The organism is Amphiplicatus metriothermophilus (assembly GCF_900199215.1).
Classification (GTDB): Bacteria; Pseudomonadota; Alphaproteobacteria; order Caulobacterales; family Parvularculaceae; genus Amphiplicatus; species Amphiplicatus metriothermophilus.
The window spans coordinates 252,084-270,838 of the sequence record NZ_FZQA01000004.1; the positions used below are offsets into that span (position 1 = coordinate 252,084).

At 68.1% G+C, this 18,755-nt stretch carries 14 protein-coding genes; 6 read left to right on the top strand and 8 right to left on the bottom strand.

Annotated elements, in window-relative coordinates; all coding sequences use genetic code 11:
• Positions 1 to 87: 87 nt before the first annotated feature.
• The gene (locus tag CHB64_RS10830; RefSeq protein WP_200815328.1) at positions 88 to 2,862 is read right to left on the bottom strand and encodes a TonB-dependent receptor; all 2,775 of its coding nucleotides are present in this window, start codon (positions 2,860 to 2,862) and stop codon (positions 88 to 90) included.
• Positions 2,863 to 3,281: 419 nt separating this feature from the next.
• Between CHB64_RS10830 and CHB64_RS10835 the strand changes: the two genes are divergently transcribed.
• The gene (locus tag CHB64_RS10835) at positions 3,282 to 5,183 is read left to right on the top strand and encodes an alpha-amylase family glycosyl hydrolase (protein WP_089412638.1); all 1,902 of its coding nucleotides are present in this window, start codon (positions 3,282 to 3,284) and stop codon (positions 5,181 to 5,183) included.
• Positions 5,180 to 6,835, top strand: coding sequence for an alpha-glucosidase family protein (locus CHB64_RS10840; protein WP_089412639.1), 1,656 nt, complete (start codon positions 5,180 to 5,182; stop codon positions 6,833 to 6,835). Before CHB64_RS10835 ends, CHB64_RS10840 begins: the two co-directional genes overlap by 4 nt.
• Here CHB64_RS10840 and CHB64_RS10845 read toward each other — a convergent pair.
• From CHB64_RS10845 to CHB64_RS15630, 6 genes are all read right to left on the bottom strand, one after another.
• On the bottom strand, positions 6,832 to 7,845 hold the full coding sequence (locus CHB64_RS10845; RefSeq protein ID WP_089412640.1) for a LacI family DNA-binding transcriptional regulator: 1,014 nt from the start codon (positions 7,843 to 7,845) through the stop codon (positions 6,832 to 6,834). The two genes, CHB64_RS10840 and CHB64_RS10845, sit on opposite strands and share 4 nt — an antisense overlap.
• A gap of 19 nt (positions 7,846 to 7,864) precedes the next feature.
• On the bottom strand, positions 7,865 to 9,436 hold the full coding sequence (locus tag CHB64_RS10850) for an MFS transporter (RefSeq protein WP_089412641.1): 1,572 nt from the start codon (positions 9,434 to 9,436) through the stop codon (positions 7,865 to 7,867).
• Positions 9,437 to 9,645: 209 nt separating this feature from the next.
• A complete protein-coding gene (locus CHB64_RS10855) occupies positions 9,646 to 10,608 on the bottom strand; it encodes an acetyl-CoA carboxylase carboxyltransferase subunit alpha (RefSeq protein WP_089412642.1) in 963 nt (320 codons plus the stop codon).
• A 248-nt stretch (positions 10,609 to 10,856) separates the two neighbouring features.
• On the bottom strand, positions 10,857 to 11,819 hold the full coding sequence (locus CHB64_RS10860) for a tyrosine recombinase (RefSeq protein ID WP_200815329.1): 963 nt from the start codon (positions 11,817 to 11,819) through the stop codon (positions 10,857 to 10,859).
• Positions 11,820 to 11,829: 10 nt separating this feature from the next.
• Positions 11,830 to 13,572: a hypothetical protein gene (locus CHB64_RS10865; RefSeq protein ID WP_143266006.1), complete on the bottom strand. Its 1,743-nt coding sequence runs from the start codon at positions 13,570 to 13,572 to the stop codon at positions 11,830 to 11,832.
• Positions 13,573 to 13,588: 16 nt separating this feature from the next.
• Positions 13,589 to 13,714 (bottom strand): hypothetical protein, encoded by a 126-nt coding sequence (locus CHB64_RS15630; RefSeq protein ID WP_260167666.1) that lies wholly within the window; start codon positions 13,712 to 13,714, stop codon positions 13,589 to 13,591.
• Between the two features lie 117 nt (positions 13,715 to 13,831).
• Here CHB64_RS15630 and CHB64_RS10870 point away from each other — a divergent pair, with 117 nt between their 5' ends.
• Genes CHB64_RS10870 through CHB64_RS10885 form a run of 4 tightly spaced genes read left to right on the top strand, consistent with a single transcriptional unit; the run spans position 13,832 to position 18,184 of the window.
• Complete coding sequence (locus tag CHB64_RS10870) at positions 13,832 to 14,413, top strand: shikimate kinase (protein WP_089412644.1); 582 nt, start codon at positions 13,832 to 13,834, stop codon at positions 14,411 to 14,413.
• Positions 14,410 to 15,528 carry a 3-dehydroquinate synthase gene (aroB, locus tag CHB64_RS10875; protein ID WP_089412645.1) on the top strand — a complete coding sequence of 373 codons (1,119 nt, stop codon included), beginning with the start codon at positions 14,410 to 14,412 and terminating at the stop codon, positions 15,526 to 15,528. Before CHB64_RS10870 ends, aroB begins: the two co-directional genes overlap by 4 nt.
• A 19-nt stretch (positions 15,529 to 15,547) precedes the next feature.
• The gene (locus CHB64_RS10880; RefSeq protein ID WP_089412646.1) at positions 15,548 to 16,855 is read left to right on the top strand and encodes an HlyC/CorC family transporter; all 1,308 of its coding nucleotides are present in this window, start codon (positions 15,548 to 15,550) and stop codon (positions 16,853 to 16,855) included.
• Between the two features lie 3 nt (positions 16,856 to 16,858).
• A complete protein-coding gene (locus CHB64_RS10885; protein WP_089412647.1) occupies positions 16,859 to 18,184 on the top strand; it encodes a TCR/Tet family MFS transporter in 1,326 nt (441 codons plus the stop codon).
• Positions 18,185 to 18,197: 13 nt separating this feature from the next.
• Here CHB64_RS10885 and CHB64_RS10890 read toward each other — a convergent pair whose 3' ends face one another.
• Positions 18,198 to 18,500 carry a hypothetical protein gene (locus CHB64_RS10890; RefSeq protein WP_089412648.1) on the bottom strand — a complete coding sequence of 101 codons (303 nt, stop codon included), beginning with the start codon at positions 18,498 to 18,500 and terminating at the stop codon, positions 18,198 to 18,200.
• Positions 18,501 to 18,755: the final 255 nt, after the last annotated feature.

The window sequence follows — 18,755 nt, forward strand, 5'->3', positions numbered from 1 at the left end:
CCAACATCCGGCGCGGCGGCGGAATGACGAACCCCGCCGGCGGGAGGCGCGGCGGGGTTCGCGAACGCTCTCGGGAGGAGTCGAGCGTCAGAACGTGTAGGTCGCGCCGACAAGATAGGTGCGGCCGAAGCTTTGATAGTCGATGACGCGGCGTTCGTCGCCGCCGTCGAAGGTGATGAAGGGCTCGTCGGTCAGGTTGTTGCCCTGAACGAAGACGTTAAGTCCTGCGAGCGGTCCGTCTTCGAAGCGATAGCCGATCTGCGCGTCGATGATCGACTCCGCCTTCGCCTCGCGCAGAATCCGCGTGGCGCTGATGCCCTGCACCTCCGCCAGGAAGCTCGACCGGTACCGGTGGCTGAGGCGGGCTTCGAAGCCCCCGCGCTCGAAATAGACCGTCGTGTTGGCGATCCATTTCGACAGGCCCGGCACCGTGATCGGGTCGGGAATGGTGGACAGAATCACCTTGCTGTCGTTGAACGAGCCGGATGCGATGAAGCCGAAGCCCTCGAGCGCCCCGCTCAACTCTTCGAGCGGCAGAGACAACGTGGCTTCCGCGCCCTTGATATGACCGGCGCCGTTATTGGTCGGACCGGAAACGAGGCCAAGAGTCGTGCCGAGCTGGGCCTGCTGGTCAGGCGTCAGCTCGCTCGCCACGAACTGCGAGAAGTCCGCGATGAAGGCGTCGTTGGAATTCACGAAATCTTCGAGGTCCTTGTAGAACCCGGCGATCGCGAAATAGCCGGCGCCGCCGAAATAATGCTCGAGCGAAAGATCGACGGCGTTGGCGATGTACGGCTTCAGCTTCGGATTGCCGCCCGAGGCGCTGAAGAACGACTGGTTCGGATCGGTCGACGTCAGCCGCGTGATGTCGGTGTTCAGCGACAGGCTGGCGTTGAGCTGGTCCATGCGGGCGCGAACCAGGGTGCGCGCGCCGGAGAAGCGAACCAGCGTGTCGTCCGTCAGATTGAAAATCAGGTTGAGGCTCGGCAGCACGTGCGTGTATTTGTCGCCGTCCTCGACAAGCTCGGCCTGCGCGCCGATCTCGCCTGAGATCACGCCGCTTGTCGGAATGCGGAAGCCTTGCGAAGTCTGATCCGTGTACACGATCTGCACGCCGGCGTTGCCGGTCACGGGGACGCCGCCAAGCGTGCTGTCGATGTCGAAGCGGACATAACCCGTGAGGACGTCTTCGTCGGCGGTCCAGTCCTGCGCCACCGAGAACGACGACAGCGACACGAAAACGGAGTCGTAGAAGCCGTTCTCCAGAAGATAAAGCGGGTCGTAGGTGACCTGCGCCGGGATGCCGAGAAACGCCATGCCGGCGGTCTCATCGAGCAATGCGGCGTCCGGAATAACCGCCGTCTGCGCGCCGCCGGGCAGAGTCAGGAAACGCTGGTCGATGTTCCGCGTCTTCTCGCGCATGCTGTAGTCGACGCCGACCTCCGCGTTGCTGAAAAAGCCGTCCATGTAACGGTTGACGCTGGCGCGCAGGTGCCACAGCTCGTCATCCGTTTCAGGCGCGTTGATGAAGCCGGCCTGCACGACATTGTTGCCCGCGCCCCACCCCTGCGGGTCGGTCAGCACGAAAAGGCTGCGGTCGGAATAATCGAGAGTCGGCGAGAAGGCGAAAAAGCCCTTGGAGTTCAGCGAAAAGCCCAACGTATCCGTCGGCCCTGTCGTCGCATAGCCGGTTCCGGAATAGGATTCGATCAATTCGTCCTGACGATCAGCCTGCGAATAGCTGACGTCCATTTCGAGGCCCCACCGGCCGTTGTCGAAGCGGCCGTTCCAGCCGGCGGCGAAAAGCTGCGCCTCGCGCCGGTTGAAATCGTTGCGCATGACGCCGGTCACATTGGAGAAAACGCCCTGCGTCACGAAGCCGTCTTCGACCGTGAAGCCGGGTTCGAGCGAGGCCGCCGACCAGAACAGCGGAAACTCGATGCCGCGCAGCCGCTGGTCTTCCTGGAAGTCGGAATAATAGATGTCGATCGCGGTGCGGAAGCTGTCGGTCGGCTCGAACTCCATGATGCCGACGACGCCGATCCGGTCGAGATCGTTCGACTGCACGAAGGGCTTGGCGCCGCCTATGATAAGGTCGCCGTCCGCGGTCGTCGGATAGCCCCAGGCGTTGAAGCGCTCGCTCTGGGTCGGAGTCGACTGATACGCCAGGCCGAGCGCTATGCCCAGACGATCGTCATTGAACTGATCGATGATCGTCAAACTGCCCCGCCAGCCGGTTCCGGGCGAGTCCGGATTCAGCGAGCCGTCCTCGTTGAATTCGACGCGCCCCTGCGCCGAGATGATGCGCTCGCCTTTCTCAAGCGGGCGAACGGTGCGCAGGTCCACCGTGCCGGCGAGCCCCTGCCCGATCAGCCCCGCATAGGGAGTCTTGTAGACGACCGCCTGCTCGATCAGTTCGGAGGGATACTGATCGAACTCCACGGCGCGGTTGTCGCTGGTGGAAACCTGCTCGCGTCCATTGAGGAGCGCGGTCGAAAAGTCCGGACCGAGGCCGCGGATGGTGAGCACCTGGCTGCGCCCGTCGACGCGCTGGGTCGCCAGGCCCGGCAGGCGCGCCAGCGACTCGGCGATGGACACGTCCGGCAGCTTGCCGATGTCCTCGGCCGTCACCGCCTCGACGATGGATTTGTTGTTACGCTTGACGGCGGCCGACGTTTCGATGCTTCGACGGAAGCCTTTGACGACGATCTCTTCAGCCGGCTTGCCGGTTTCTTCCCCGTCCTGCGCCTGCGCCGGCGCGGCCGTTCCGAATGCGGCTCCGATCGCGATCGCGGCCCCGCCGGCCAGCATCAGGGATTTTACGGAGCGCTCACGGCCTAAACGATTCTCGCGTGTGTTCACGCAACCCTCCTCTGGTGTTTCCTCCCGAGCGCCGCGCGCCCGCCCGGCGGCTCGCCCGCTTGCCGCCCGTCCGGTTCCTCCGGACCGCCCCGACCGACGCCTTCGGCGCCGATCGAAGTCTCGCGCGGCGGCAGCAAGATTGAAATAAAATGCAATTTCAATCAACATCTAAATCGGTTCGCCTCGAATTTCGCTCGGAAGGGCGCAGAAAGCTTGCCTGAGCCGGCCAGAATTGGAGATGTAATATGCTGATTTTCTTTGAGTTTTTTGATCGCAAGCGAGACGGTGAGCTATGGCATATTTGCCACAATTCTGATGTAAAAAATTGCAAAACCATGATCCCCGGCATCGCCGGATTGCGGTTCGAACGCCTTCGCCGCACGACATGATCGCGGCGCGGGCCGATCAGGGAGAAAAAAATGACGATAGGGAGGACATCGACAGCGCGCAAAAAGGCGCGCGCAAGCGGGCGCGGGCGGCCGCGCATAGGCGCGGCGGCGCTCGCCTGCCTGTCGTCGCTCGCCGCCGCCGAGGCGGCGGGCGATTACCGTCTCCGTCCGCCTGAGGACGAGGTGATCTATTTCGTGCTGCCCGACCGGTTCGAGAACGGCGATCCGGCGAACGATACGGGCGGAATCGACGGCGGCCGGCTCGATCACGGATTCGACCCGGCCCATAAAGGCTTCTTCCATGGCGGCGACCTGAAAGGCCTGACCGCGCGCCTCGATTACATTCAGGATCTCGGCGCGACGGCGATCTGGCTCGGCCCCATTTACAAAAACAAGCCGGTCCAGGGCCCGCCCGGCGACGAATCGGCCGGCTATCACGGCTACTGGATCACCGATTTCACGACGGTCGATCCCCATTTCGGAACGGAGGACGATCTCAAGGCCTTCGTCGACGCGGCTCACGCGCGCGGGATGAAGGTCTATCTCGACATCATCGCCAACCACACCGCAGACGTCATCGCCTATCGCGAATGTCACGACCCTGATTATGACGGGCCCGACAGAGTCGAAGACGGCTGCCCCTATCGCGCGAAGGCGGATTACCCCTATACAAGGCGCGGCGGGCCGGACGGCGCGCCGATCAATGACGGCTTCATGGGCGACGCGCCGCCGTTCCGGACCGAAGAGAACTTCGCGCGTCTCGATCGGCCCGATTATGCGTATACGCCTTATGTACCGGCAGGCGAGGAAAACGTCAAAAAGCCGGCTTGGCTGAACGATCCTGTTTACTATCACAACCGCGGCGATTCGCGTTTCGTCGGGGAAAGCTCGTTCTACGGCGATTTTTCCGGCCTCGACGACCTCATGACCGAGCATCCCCGCGTCGTCGAAGGCATGATCGAGATCTACAAGGAGTGGATTTCGAAATACAGGATCGACGGCTTTCGCGTCGACACCGCGCGCCATGTGGAGCCGGAGTTCTGGCGCGCCTTCGTATCGGCGATGATCGAGCACGCCGAAGCGCAGGGCCTGCCGAACTTCTACGTCTTCGGAGAAGCCTACGACCCGGAGGCCGGCGGGCTCGCCCGCTTTACGCGCGTCGACGGCTTTCCCGCCGTTCTCGACTTCGCCTTTCAGCGCGCCGTGACGCAGGTCGTCGCCGAGGGCGAGCCCGCCGAACGGCTCGAACGCCTGTTCTTTCTCGACGCCCTCTACGAAGACGGGGGCGAGACGGCCCGCCGGCTTCCCGTCTTCGTCGGCAATCACGACATGGGCCGCTTCGCCATGTTCGCGCGGCAGGCCCGGCCCGACGCGCCGGACGCGGAGATTCTGGCCCGCGTGCGCCTGGCCAATGCGATGATGTTCTTCCTGCGCGGAGTTCCCGTCGTCTATTACGGCGACGAGCAGGGCTTCGTCGGCGACGGCGGCGATCAGGCCGCGCGCGAGGACATGTTCGAAAGCCGCGTCGCTTCCTACAACGACAACGATCTCGTCGGGACGGACGCGACCACGGCGCAATCGAATTTCGACCGGCGCCATCCGCTCTACCGCGCCATCGCGGAAATGACCCGGCTTTATCATGCGCACGCGCCGCTGCGGCGCGGGGCGCAGCTTGTGCGCAAGGCCGATAGGGACGGCGGCCTGTTCGCCGTCTCGCGGCTCGACTCCGCGGGCGGGGAGTATCTCGTCGTCTTCAACGCCGATTCGGAGAAGCGCACGGCGTGGATCGAAACCGACCCCCGCTCCACGTCATGGAAAAGCGTATACGGACGATGCGCGCGCAAGCCAGGCGCGCCGGCGAGCCTGCGCGTTGAAGTTCCCGCGTTCGACTATGTCATCTGCCGTTCAAACGAGTGGAGTTCTTCCCAATGAATCTTGTCGAGCGAACGCCGGCGCAGACGCGCGCGCGCGGAGCGGCCGAAGAATGGTGGCGCGGCGCCGTCATTTATCAGATTTATCCGCGCAGCTTTTGCGATTCGAACGGCGACGGCGTCGGCGACCTTCCCGGCGTCATTGAGAAGCTCGACCATGTCGCGCGACTCGGCGTGGACGGGGTGTGGATCTCGCCCTTCTTCACTTCGCCCATGCGCGATTTCGGCTACGACGTCGCGGACTATTGCGACGTCGACCCGGTTTTCGGAACGCTCGCCGATTTCGACCGGCTGATCGAGAAAGCGCACGGGCTCGGCCTCAAGGTGATCATCGATCAGGTCTACTCCCACACCTCGGACCAGCACCCCTGGTTCGAGCAGAGCCGGTCCTCGCGCGACCATCCGAAGGCGGACTGGTATGTCTGGGCGGACCCCAAGCCGGACGGCGCGCCCCCCAACAACTGGCAGTCCGTGTTCGGCGGGCCGGCCTGGACCTGGGACAGCCGGCGCGGACAGTATTACCTGCACAATTTCCTGCCCGGCCAGCCCGACCTCAACCTGCATCGGTCCGACGTGCAGGACGCGCTTCTGGAGGTCGCGCGCTTCTGGCTCGATCGCGGCGTGGACGGTTTCCGCCTCGACGCGATCAACTTCGCGATGCACGATCCGATGTTGCGCGACAACCCGCCGGCGCCGCGCGACGGGCGGCGAATCACGCGCCCCTTCGATCTTCAGGAACATGTCTACAATCAGTCGCATCCTGACATTCCGAAGTTTCTCGAACGCATCAGGGCGCTGACGGACCGTTATCCCGGCGTCTTCACGGTGGCGGAGGTGGGCGGGCCTTCCCCCCTTGAGGAGATGAAAGCCTTCACCAGCGACGACCGGCGGCTCAATTCGGCTTACGGATTCGATTTTCTTTACGCGGATCGCCTGACGCCCGGCCTCGTGCGCCGCGCGCTCGCCGCCTGGCCGGGCGCGCCGGGCGAAGGCTGGCCGTCCTGGGCGTTCTCCAATCACGACGCGCCGCGCGCAGCGAGCCGGTGGGCCGGCGGCGGCGACCTTAAGCGCGCCGCGCGGCTTTACGCGATGCTGCTCATGGCGCTGCGCGGCAACGTCTTTCTTTACCAGGGCGACGAGCTCGGCCTGCCGCAGGCCGAGGTGCCGTTCGAGCGCCTGCAGGACCCGGAAGCCATCGCCAACTGGCCGCAGACGCTCGGCCGCGACGGAGCGCGCACGCCGATTCCGTGGGAAGCGGGCCCGCCGTATTGCGGCTTCTCGGCGCACGAGCCGTGGCTGCCCGTCGACCCGCGCCACCGCCCCCTCGCCGTCGACCGGCAGGAGGCGAATTCCAGCTCGACCCTTCATTTCATCCGTAAACTGATCGTGCTGCGGCGCGACTCGCCGGCCCTGCGCCGCGGCGATATCGTCTTTCTCGACGCGCCGCAGACCGTCGCGGCCTTCCTGCGCCGGAGCGAAGAGGAAACGGCGCTGTGCGCGCTCAATCTCGGCGAGGCCGAGACGACGTTGGCCCTGCCCGACCTCGCGGGATTCGAAATCGCCGCGGCGGTCGGCCTAGAGAAGGCGGCCGGCGCCCCGCCCGCGCGGCTCGCCCCGCTGTCGGGCTTCATCGCGCTGGGCCGCGGCGGCTAGGCCCCGCAGGACTCCCGCACGATAAGCTCCGTAGGCAGACGCTCCGACCGGATTTCCTGGCCGGCGGTGGAGCTCATCAGGCGCGCGACGAGCAGCCGGCCGGCCTTGGCCATGTCCTGCGAGACAGTGGTCAGCGCCGGATGGATGTAGCGCGCCAGCTGGATGTCGTCATAGCCGACGACCGACACGTCGCCCGGCACGTCGAGTCCGCGCCGGTTCAGCCCGCGGATCGCCCCCAGCGCGATGAGGTCGCTCGCGGCGAAGATCGCGTCGAACGCTGCGCCCTGCGCGATCAGCCGCTCGACGGCGTTCTCGGCCGACTCGACCTCGAAATGCACCGGCATGACGAGCGCCGGGTCCGCTTCCAGCCCCGCCGCCTCGAGCGCTTCGAGATAGCCCGAATAGCGCTGCATCGCTTCGGGCGCCTCGGTGTCGCCGAAAAAGGCGATGCGCTTGCGGCCGAGCCGGGCCAGATGCGCCGTCGCGCGCCGGCCGCCGCGGATGTTGTCGCTGCCGATCGAGCAGTAGCGCTGGCCGGGCAGCTCCGCGCCCCAGACGACGAAGCGGTTTTCGCTCTCCGCGAGCCGGTTGAACCGTTCGTGCAGAAAGCTCTGTCCCAGGAAGATCACGCCCTCTGCGCGCGAGGAGGTCATCAGCTCGGACAGGTCGTCATAGCCGCGCGGCGCGATGTGCGAAATGATGATGTCGCAGTCGGTCTCGCGCGCGGCCTCGGTGATGCCGCCGATCAGCTCAAGAAAGAACGGATCGTTGAAGCCGCCGCGCCGCCCCTGCGGCGTCGGGATGACGACGGCGATGGTGGCGTTCGAGCCGGTGAGGATCGCCGGCATGTGGGGGCGGAAAGAGTAATTGTGCTCGCGCGCGATGCGCCAGATGCGGCGCTTCGTCTCCTCGTTCACCGCGGGGCTGTCGTTGAGCGCGCGCGAAACGGTGGCGACCGAGACGTCCGCCAGCCGCGCCAGATCTTCAAGACGAACGCCGCGTTTGCTCATCGGTCCTTGCGCTCCCCGTCTAACCGCCGGCGCCGAGCGCCGGCGCGGCGCGCCTGCGCGCCCGAATCGCCGCGCCCGCCGGATCGTCCACGAAAAGAGTCGCCGCCGCGGCCAGCGCCATGGCGAGCCCTCCGAGCGCCAGCGCGTAAATCGATTCGCCTCCGAACAAGCCGCGCACGAGAAGCCCCAGAATGCTCGCCGCCGCAAGCTGCGGCAGCACGATGAAGAAATTGAAGATGCCCATATAGACGCCCATCTTCCGTCCCGGCACGGCGCCGGAGAGAATCGCATAGGGCGTGGAAAGAATGGAAGCCCAGGCGACGCCCACCCCGATCATCGAAATCCACAGAAGCGACGGGTCGCGAATGAGCAGGAACGAGCCGAGCCCCGCCCCGCCGAGCAGAAGGCAGACGGCGTGCGCGCCCTTGCGGCCCGTGCGCGCGGCGAGCGCGGGAATGGCGAAGGCGGCGAGCGCGGCGACGCCGTTATAGGCGGCGAAGAGGACGCCCACCCAGTCCGCGCCCTGATTATAGGCGAGCGAGGCCGGATCGCGCGCGCCGTAGTGATGGGCGGTCACGGCGGAGGTCGCGTAGATCCACATCGAGAAGAGCGCGAACCAGGAGAAGAACTGCACCACGGCGAGCTGCTTCATCGTCCGCGGCATCAGGTAAAGATCATCCATGATCTCGGAAAAGGCGTTCGCCGCGCGCCCGACGCGTTTCAGCGCCGCGGCGAGCAGCTGAAGCAGTCCGAAGACCGTCGCGCCGACGCCGAGAACGTAAAGCTCCTTCTCAAGGCCGAAGCGGACGATCGCGCCCGTGAGCCCCGCGCCCGCGGCGAGCCAGACGAGCCCGTAGCGGATGAAGCGGGCCGCGCCCGGCGCGGCGCGCGCGGGCCCGGCCGCCTCGCCCCCCGCCCCTGCCGCGTCCCGCGCCGCTTCGGCCGCCTCGAAGCGGCGCATCTCCTCCGGAGAGTATTCGCGCGTCGTGAACACGGTCCACATGACCGAGCCGCACAGAAACGCCGCGCCCAGATAAAAGGCGAGCCGGACCGAGTCGGGGACTTCGCCGGCCGGCGCGACATTGCTCGCCGAAAACCAGTTGGTCAGCATCCACGGCAGAGCGGAGGCCAGCACCGCGCCCGCGCCGATGAAAAAGCTCTGCATGGCGTAGCCGGTCACGCGCTGGCGCTGCGGCAGCATGTCGCCGACGAAGGCGCGGAACGGCTCCATCGTGACGTTGATCGAGGCGTCCATGATCCACAGCATGCCGGCCGCGACCCACAGCGCGGGCGAATTGGGCATTACAACGAGGGCCGCCGTCGTCGCCAGCGCGCCATAGAAGAAATAGGGCCGCCGACGCCCCAGCCGGCCCCAGGTCTTGTCGCTCATATGGCCGATGATCGGCTGCACCAGAAGGCCCGTGAGCGGCGCGGCGATCCACAGGATCGGCAGCGCGTCCACCTCCGCCCCGAGAGTCTGGAAGATCCGGCTGACATTGGCGTTCTGGAGGCCGAAGCCGATCTGGATGCCGAAAAAGCCGAAGCACATGTTCCAGATGCGCCAGAAGCCGAGCGCGGGCCGCTCCTGCATGGGGTTTCGCTCCCTCGATTGCAAATTTTTGTAATTTATGCATTAAACGCGCTTTTGGACGCTTTGGCCAGCCCTTGCCTAGGGCAAGGGCGTTTTGAAAATTATATGTTTATTTTCAGTATGTTGCGCGCGCAACGCCGCAGCCCGACAGGACCTGGATCGGATCGTGAAAATCGTTGCAGAGAAGCTGAAAACGCGGCCGCAAAGGCTCACGCGAGCCCGGCGCGGCCGATCTCAAGGAATTTGCGCCGGCGATGGGCGCGCAGCTCGTCCGGGCTCATGCCTTCGAGCTCGTGGATCGCGGTCTCGACCGCGTCGCCGAGCCGTTCGACCGTAAGCGGAATGTCGCGATGGGCGCCGCCCAGGGGCTCGGGCACGATTGCGTCGATGACGCCGAGCTCCAGAAGATCCTGCGCCGCGACCTTCATCGCTTCGGCCGCTTCGGGGGCTTTCGATTCGCCCTTGCCGGCGGCGTCCTTCCACAGGATCGAGGCGCAGCCCTCGGGCGAGATCACCGAATACACCGCGTGCTCGAGCATCAGCACCTTGTTCGCCGCGGCGAGCGCCACCGCCCCGCCCGAGCCGCCCTCGCCGACGATCGTGGAGACGAGCGGCGCGCCGAGCGAGAGGCATTTTTCCGTGCACGACGCGATCGCCTCGGCCTGGCCGCGTTCCTCCGCGCCGCGGCCCGGATAGGCGCCGGGCGTGTCCACGAGGGCGACCACCGGCAGATGGAAGCGCTCGGCCATGTCCATCAGCCGCATCGCCTTGCGATAGCCTTCCGGCGAGGCCATGCCGAAATTGTGCTTCACCCGGCTTGCGGTGTCCGAGCCCTTTTCATGGCCGATCAGCATGATGGAGCGGCCGCGGAAGCGCGCCGGCCCGCCGAGAATCGCCGCGTCCTCGCCGAAGCGGCGGTCGCCGGCGAGCGGGGTGAAGTCCTCGACCAGATACTTGACGTAGTCGGAGAAATGCGGCCGGGCGGCGTGGCGCGCGACCTGCGTCTTCTGCCAGCGGGTGAGCCTGGCGTAGGTGTCGGCGAGAAGCTGGTCGGCCTTGGCCTGGAGCTTCTGGACCTCCTCCGAGACGTTCACGCCGTCCATCTGCTTGAGGTCGGCGATCCGGCCTTCCAGCTCGGCGATGGGTTGTTCGAATTCGAGATAGGTGCGCATGGGAGGGACCGGGTATCAGGAACTGGAGCCTAGGGACTAGGGATTAGGGAATGGCGAATGGGATTGAGAAACATGCGTCATCCCGGGCGCATTGCAGCATCCTTGATGATGCAATGCAGACCCGGGATCGTGCGCGGCAGGCGCGGAGTTCCGCCGCAAACGGTCCCGGACCAGCAGCGCGGCATTTCATGCCGCGCAGCATCCGGGACGACGCAGGCTCTTCTTCCCTATTCTTCATTCCCTAGTCCCTAATCCCTAGTCCCTAATCCCTTCCCAGCCAAGGGATGCAACGTGAACACGACCTCCCTCAGCCGGTCGCGGGCGACGTGGGTGTAGATCTGGGTAGTCGTGATGTCGGCGTGGCCGAGCATCTGCTGGACGCTTCTGAGATCCGCCCCGCCTTCGAGAAGATGGGTGGCGAAGGCGTGGCGCAGGACGTGCGGCGACAGGCGCGACGGCTCGATCCCGGCCCTGACGGCGAGCTCCTTGAGCATCTGGGCGAAGCGCGCCGCGGTGAGATGGCCGGTCTTCCCGCGCGAGGGAAAAAGAAACCCGCGCGCGCAGGCCGGCGCGCCCTTTGCGAGGAACCGCGCGCGCACGGCGAGATAGTCCTCGAGCGCGGCCGCCGCCGCGCCGCCGAGCGGGGCGAGCCGCTCCTTGCCGCCCTTGCCCTTGACGAGGAGAAAGGGCTGGCCCGGCCGGAAGGCCGCGAGCGGCAGGCGGACGAGCTCGGAGACCCGCAGGCCCGCCCCATAGAGCGTCTCGACCATGGCCTTGAGGCGCAGCGCCTTCGCCGCCCCGCCCTCGGCCGCGGCCGCCATCAGCCGCGCCGTCTCTTCGGCGGTCAGGGTCCTGGGCAGCGGGCGCTTCGCGCGCGGGCGGTCGATCGCGCGGGTCGGATTGTCGCCGCGCAGACCTTCCGTATACAGAAACTGGTAGAACTGGCGCAGCGCCGAGACTTTCAGCGCCGCGGTGGAGGCGGCGATTCCTTCCGCTTCGAGCGCGGCGAGAAAGGCGGCGATGTCGTCCGCGCCCGCCGTTTCCAGGGTTTCGCCGCGCGCCCTGGCGAACGCCTCGAAGCGCTGAAGGTCGCGGCCGTAATTCTTGAGCGTGCTTGGCGCGGCCGCCCGCTCGACGGCCATCATTTCGAGAAAGAGCGCGATGAGGCCGGCCTCCGGCCCGCGCGGCGCGTGTGCGGCGGAGGGGGCCACGGGCGCGCCTTCAGGGCCGCTTGCGCGGCTTGAGACGCGGCGTGAGCCCCTCCTCGCCGTCGTCCTGTTCGGCGGCGGCGGTCCGGGTCTCGCCGGCCGGCGCGGGCGCGGCGAAGCGCGCCTTCCACGCCGTCTCGAAAGCGAGCCGCCGGCGCAGATCCTCAAGGCCCGCCGCGCGCAGGGACTGGGCGACGATCACCTGCGCCAGCGGATCGCCGCCCGAAGCCGCGCGCGAGGCGGCGAGCGCGGCGAGGCCCGCCTGGCCCGGAATGTCCGCGCGCGCCGCTTCGAAGGCGGCTTCGAGAACGCGCGCGAGCGTCTCGGGCTCGCCATGGGCCGGCGCGCCGGCCCGGGCCGCGCGGGCGCGGGCCATCGGATCGTCGAGAACGACGCCGGCCTGATCGGCGATCCGGCGCGCCGCAGCCGGATCGAGCGCGGCGAGCAGGCTCGCCAGGTCGATGAAGGCCATCGCCTGCTCTTCGGCGAGGCCGGCGAGCCCGCCCGTTCCCAGCATGGCCGAAAGCCAGCCCGCCGCGCCCTCGCCGTCGCCGGCCGCCATGCGCGCCAGCGCGAAAGCGGCCGCTTCTGACGGCGCGACGAGCGCGCCTTCGAGCGCGCGAATGTCCTCCGCATAAAGAAGGGAGGCCGCATAGGCGCGCGGGAACGTGTTCGCCGCATCGAGCGCCAGCGCGATGCGCGCGGCCTTGTCGCGCAGGAACTCCGGCGCGTTCATCTGCGCGACGGACTGATAGAGCAGAATATCCGTCATCGGATCATCCGGGCGGGCGCGGGCGCGGTCCGCCGCCTGCGCGACCTCGGCGACGTCGACCGGCGCGGCGGCGTAGACGGCGGCGAGCGCCTCGCGCGACATCACGCCCATCGCCGCGGCCATGCGCGCCGCGGCGGCGCGGGTGGCGATGTCCGCGCTCTCGTCGCGCGCGACGGCCCTCAGCACGCCGGCGTCCGCGCGCCCGAGCAGCTCCGGCGCGAGCGGCAGGGCGAGCTGGCGCAGCGCGGCCAGATGCAGCGCGTTTTCCGGCGCCGGCGGCGTCTTCGGCGCGGCGCCCGTCGTCAGCGCCAGAAAAAACGGCTCGTCGGCCGGCTCGACCGCGCCGCGCTCGCGCAGGATGTCGAAGGTGAGCTCCGCCGCGTCGCGCTCGCCGGCCAGCGCGTAGCAGAGCACCCGCAGCTTCACCCAGAAGATCTCGTCGCGCCCCGAGGAAAGGCCCGCATTGCGCCGGCAGGCCTCTTCGGGCCGGCCTTCGAGCAGATCGGCGACGGCGAGCGCCTGGCCGACATAAGGATCGCCCCGAGGCGCGCTCGACAGGCTTGCGATCGTGCGCGCCTCCTCGACGAAGCCGGCGCGGGCGAGCGCGAGGAGCTTGCGCCCGCCGAGGGCCGACGTCGCGCCCGGCGGCGCGTCGCCGGCGCTGAGCAGCACGCGCCGCATCGCCTCGCCGATCGCCGGGCTGGCCGGCCGGCGCGGCGCGAGGTCGAGCAGGGCCGCCAGCGTGTCGGCGCGCGCGCCGCGCCACAGACCGGGCGCAAGCGCCCCGTCGCCGCGCGACAGCAGGCCCGTGGCGAACGCGTCGCGCGCGAGCGGCGTCGCCTCCACCGGCGCGGGCGGCGCGACCTGGGCGACGGCGGGAACGGCTTGCCCTGCGCCGAAGGCGGCCGCGAGGGCGAGGACGATCGCTGCGACGCCCCCCCGCCTCCCTTTTTCAGGGGGGATCGCCGAAGAACCGGGGCTCACGGAAGCGGGCTCCATCTCAGCCATTGGAGAGAATCGCCTCCTGCTCGATCAGGCGGGTTTCCGGCTCCAGAAGCTGGCCGTAGATAAAGAGTCCGGCGAGCGCCGCCAGGACGACGCCGACCAGAATCAACATGAATCGCATCCGGGAAGCTCCTGTGTCCGTCTCGAATCGGCGCGCCAGTGTAGCCGCGCTCGCGCCCGGACGAAACCGCGCGCGCCCGCTGGCGTTCGCGCGCCGCCTCCCCTACACGATAAGGCCATGAATGCGGCTGCGAAAAACCGGCGAACCCGCCCGCCCGCGCTCAAGGTCGACCGCACGGTGGCTCTCGTCGGCATGATGGGCGCGGGGAAAACCACCGTCGGCCGGCGGCTGGCCGCGCGGCTCGCGCTGCCCTTTTGCGACGCCGATGCGGAGATCGAAAAGGCCGCCGGCATGTCGGTGTCGGACCTTTTCGCCCTGCATGGGGAGGAAAGCTTCCGCCGCGGCGAGGCGCAGGTGATCGCGCGGCTGCTCGCCGGGCCCCCGCACGTGCTCGCCACCGGCGGGGGAGCGGTCGTCGATCCCGGCACGCGCCGGCTCCTCAAGGAGCGCGCGATCACGGTCTGGATCCGCGCCGACGCCGAGACCCTGGCGCGGCGCGCCGCTCGGCGCGACACCCGCCCGCTCCTGCGCGAGGGCGACCCGCGCGCGGTGATCGAGCGGCTTCTGGCCGAACGCGCGCCCTATTACGCGCAGGCCGACATCGCCGTGGACAGCCAGCCCGGCCCCCACGCCGCGACGGTCGCCCTCATTCTCGACGCCATCGCCGAGCATCTCGGCGTAGAAAGAACCGCCTCATGAGCTCTCCGGACAAGCTGACCGTCGGTCTCGGCCCGCGCGCCTACGACATTCTTATCGGCGCGACGCTTCTGGAAAGCGCCGGCGCGCATCTGACGGCGCATCTGAAGCGCCCGCGCGCCGCGATCGTCACCGACGAGACCGTGCTCGCCGCCCAGGGCCCGCGCCTGATGAAAGGACTTTCCGCCTACGGAATAAGCGCCGAGACCGTGGCGCTGCCCCCCGGCGAGGCGACGAAGTCCATGGCGCGGCTCGAATGGCTGCTCGAACGCCTCGTCGAGCTCGAGGTCGACCGCGGCGATCTTGTCATCGCCTTCGGCGGCGGCGTCGTCGGCGACATCGCCGGCTTCGCCGCGGCGATCCTGCGCCGGGGCTGCCGTTTCGCGCAGATTCCGACGAGCCTGCTCGCCCAGGTCGACAGCGCCGTCGGCGGCAAGACCGGAGTCAATCTTCCGCAGGGGAAGAATCTCGTCGGCGCGTTTCACCAGCCTGTCGTCGTGCTCGCCGACCTCGCCGCGCTCGACACGCTGCCTGCGCGCGAGCTGCGCGCAGGCTACGCCGAGGTCGTCAAATACGCCGCGCTCGGGGACGCGGCGTTCTTCGCCTGGCTCGAAGAGAACGGCGAGGCGTTGCTCGCCGGCGACCGCGCCGCGCGGGCTCATGCGGTGAAGACCGCCTGCGCGATGAAGGCCGCCATCGTCGCCCGCGACGAGCGCGAGACGGGCGAGCGCGCGCTTCTCAATCTCGGCCATACCTTCGGACACGCGCTCGAAGCCGCCGTCGGCTATGGCGAGACGCTGCTGCATGGCGAGGCGGTCGCCGCCGGCATGGGGCTCGCCTTCGATTACTCGGTCCGGCTCGGCGACTGTCCCCGCGAGGACGCCGCGCGCCTGAAGCGGCACTTGAAGCGCGTCGGCCTGCCGGCGGGCGTCTGCGACATTCCCGCGCTGCACGGCGTCGCGGCCGAGGCGCTGCTGGCCCGCATGCGCCAGGACAAGAAAGTCGCGGCCGGCCGGCTCGCCCTCATCCTCGCGCGCGGAATCGGAAAGGCCTATATCGCAGAGAACGCGGACGCCGATTCCATCCTCGCCTTTCTGGAGGAAAAAATTCCCGCCTGAGCGACCATAGAGGACCGCCATGCCTCCCCTTGACGCGTCGGCCTGGCTTACGGCCGGCGGAATCGTTCTGCTGCTGATGATGTCGGCCTTTTTCTCCGGTTCGGAGACGGCGCTGACCGCAACCTCGCGCGCGCGCATGCACAAGCTGGAGACCGACGGCGACCGCGCCGCGGCCGCCGTCAACCGGCTCATCCGCGACCGCGAGCGGCTGATCGGCGCGATCCTGCTCGGCAACAATCTCGTCAACATTCTCGCCTCGGCGCTGGCGACGAGCCTGTTCATCCGGTTGCTCGGCGAAGGCGCCGTCGCGATCGCGACCATCGTGATGACGACGCTCGTCGTAATCTTCGCCGAGGTCGCGCCCAAGACCCTCGCCATCGCGCGGTCCGACGGCTTCGCGATGCTCGTCGCGCCGGTCATGCGCTGGATCGTCTTCGTGTTCGCGCCCGTGACCCGCGTCGTTCAGCTCATCGTGCGCGGCGCCTTGCGCCTCGTCGGCGTCGACGTCGACAAGGACAGCGCGGTGCTGTCCGCGAGCGAGGAGCTGCGCGGCGCGATCGACCTGCACCATGTCGAGGGGCGCGTCGACCGCGAGGCGCGCGACCTCATCCGCGGCGCGCTCGACCTCGATGAAATCCGCATCGAGGAGATCATGATCCACCGCAAGTCGATCGAGATGCTCGACGTGACCCGGCCGGCCGACGAAGTGATCGCGGCCGCGCTCAAGAGCCGGCACACGCGCCTGCCGCTCTATCGCGGCGATCCCGACAACATCATCGGCGTGCTGCACGCCAAGGATCTTCTGCGCGCCCTGTGGGACGCGGAAGGCAAGGCCGAGGCGATCGACCTCGCCGCGATCGCGCGCAAGCCCTATTTCGCGCCGGAGACCACGACCCTTCAGGAGCAGCTCGACGCGTTCAAGCGCAAGCGCGAGCACTTCGCCCTCGTGGTCGACGAATACGGCGCGATCATGGGCCTCGTCACGCTCGAAGACATCCTCGAGGAGATCGTCGGCGAGATCGAGGACGAATATGACAGCCCCGTGCAAGGCGTGCGCCCTCAGGCGGACGGATCGGTCACCGTGGACGGGGACGTGACCATCCGCGATCTCAATCGCGCCATGGACTGGAGCTTGCCCGACGAGGAGGCCGTGACCGTGGCCGGCCTCGTCATCCACGAAGCGCAGTCGATTCCCGACGTGGGGCAGACGTTCTCCTTCCACGGCATGCGGTTCCGCATTCTGAGAAAACGGCGCAACCAGATCACCGCCATCAACATCCTGCCGATCGAGGGCGCGACGCCTGCGCCGGATTACAAGGACATCTGACGCATGGCCGCGAAACCGGCCGGCGCCAACGCGCTGGCGTTCATCTTCATCACCGTGCTGATCAACATGATCGGCTTCGGCGTCGTCATGCCGGTGATGCCGCAGCTCATCATGGACGTCACCGGTGAGGATCTGAGCCACGCCGCGCGCTGGGGCGGGCGGCTCACCCTCGTCTACGCCGTGATGCAGTTCTTCATGTCGCCGGTGATGGGGGCGCTGTCGGACCGTTTCGGGCGCCGGCCGGTCGTTCTCGGCTCGCTCGCTGCCTATTCGGTCGATTTTCTGCTGATGGCGCTCGCGCCGACCATCGGCTTTCTCCTGCTCGCGCGGATTCTCGCCGGCGCCCTCGCCGCGACCTTCTCGACCGCCAACGCCTTCATCGCCGACATTTCGCCGCCGGAAAAGCGCGCGGCGAATTTCGGCCTGATGGGCGCGGCCTTCGGACTCGGCTTCATCATCGGCCCGGCCCTCGGCGGCATCATCGGCGACGCGTTGGGCCCCCGCGCGCCTTTCTTCGCCGTGGCGGGTCTCGGCTTTTGCAATCTCGTCTACGGATTCCTTTTCCTGCCTGAATCCCTGAAGCCTGAGAACCGGCGCGCCTTCGAATGGCGGCGCGCCAACGCGCTCGGCAATTTTCTGCATTTCCGTCAGTATCCGGCGCTTCTGCCGATCGCGGGCGCGATCTTTCTTTACCAGGTCGGGCACTGGACCTTTCCGTCCGTGTGGGCCTATTACGCCGAGGCGCGCTTCGACTGGTCGCCGCGCGACATCGGCTTTTCGCTGATGGCGGTGGGACTCGCCGCGGCGATCGTGCAGGGAGGCCTTGCGCGCCTCGTCATTCCGGCGATCGGCGAGCGCGCGGCGGCGCTGTTCGGCCTCGCCGTGGCGGTCGTCATCTACGCCGCCTACGGACTCGTGAACGAAGGCTGGATGGTCTACGTCCTCATCCCGATCGGCGCGCTCGCGGGCTTCACCCTGCCGGCCCTGCAGGGGATCATGTCGCGCACCCTGCCGGCCGATTCACAGGGCGAATTGCAGGGCGCGCTGGGCTCGATCATGGGCGTGTCGATGATCGTCGGGCCTTATCTGATGACGCAGGTCTTCGCCGCCTTCAACGAGCCGGGCGAGCCGTTCGAAATCGCCGGGATCACGATCCTGCCGCAGGGCGCGCCGGTTCGTCTTCCGGGCGCGTCGTTTCTGCTCGCCTCGCTGCTCGCGCTCGCGGCGATCCTTCCCCTCCTCGGCGCCTTCGGCAATATTCGCCGTCCGCGCGCAGGGACGGCGACGCAGAAGGCGGCGCCCGAAAGAGCGCCCGCCGCGGGGGAGTAGGCCGCAGGGTTGCTCAGCTCCCGGACGATGTCCGTCCCGCCGCGCGCAGGAGCAGCTTAAGCCGGCCGTTGGCGCGCTTGAGCGCGGCGTCGAGAGCGTCGAGGCGCGCGGCGGCCTCGTCGGCCTCGGCCGCGTCCGCCGCGGCGAGTTCGCGCGCCGCGGCGAGCTCGGCCTCAAGCGCGTCGAGCCCTCCCGCCTCGCCCGGCGGCGCGGCGCCGGCGCGGTCCGGAAACAGCCCGCGCCCGCCCCAGATCAGCCAGCCCGCGGCGAGGCCGAACAGGAAGGCGCCCAGCAGCAGCCACGGCGAAATCGTCATTTCCGCATCCCGACGACGGCGCGCCAGATTAAGCAAGCCCCGCGCCAGATTGCAAAAGCGACGACGGGAAAAGGGATGAGGAGTCGGGGATCGGGGATTAGGGATTAGGGATTACGAAGTCCCGTCGTCCCGGGCGCGGCGCGGCATGCAATGACGCGCCGCAGACCCGGGACCGCTCCCGGCCCGCTCCGTCGTCGTCCCGGATGCGGCGCAGCGCGCAGCGGTGCGATGCAGACCCGGGACCGCCCCCCCCCC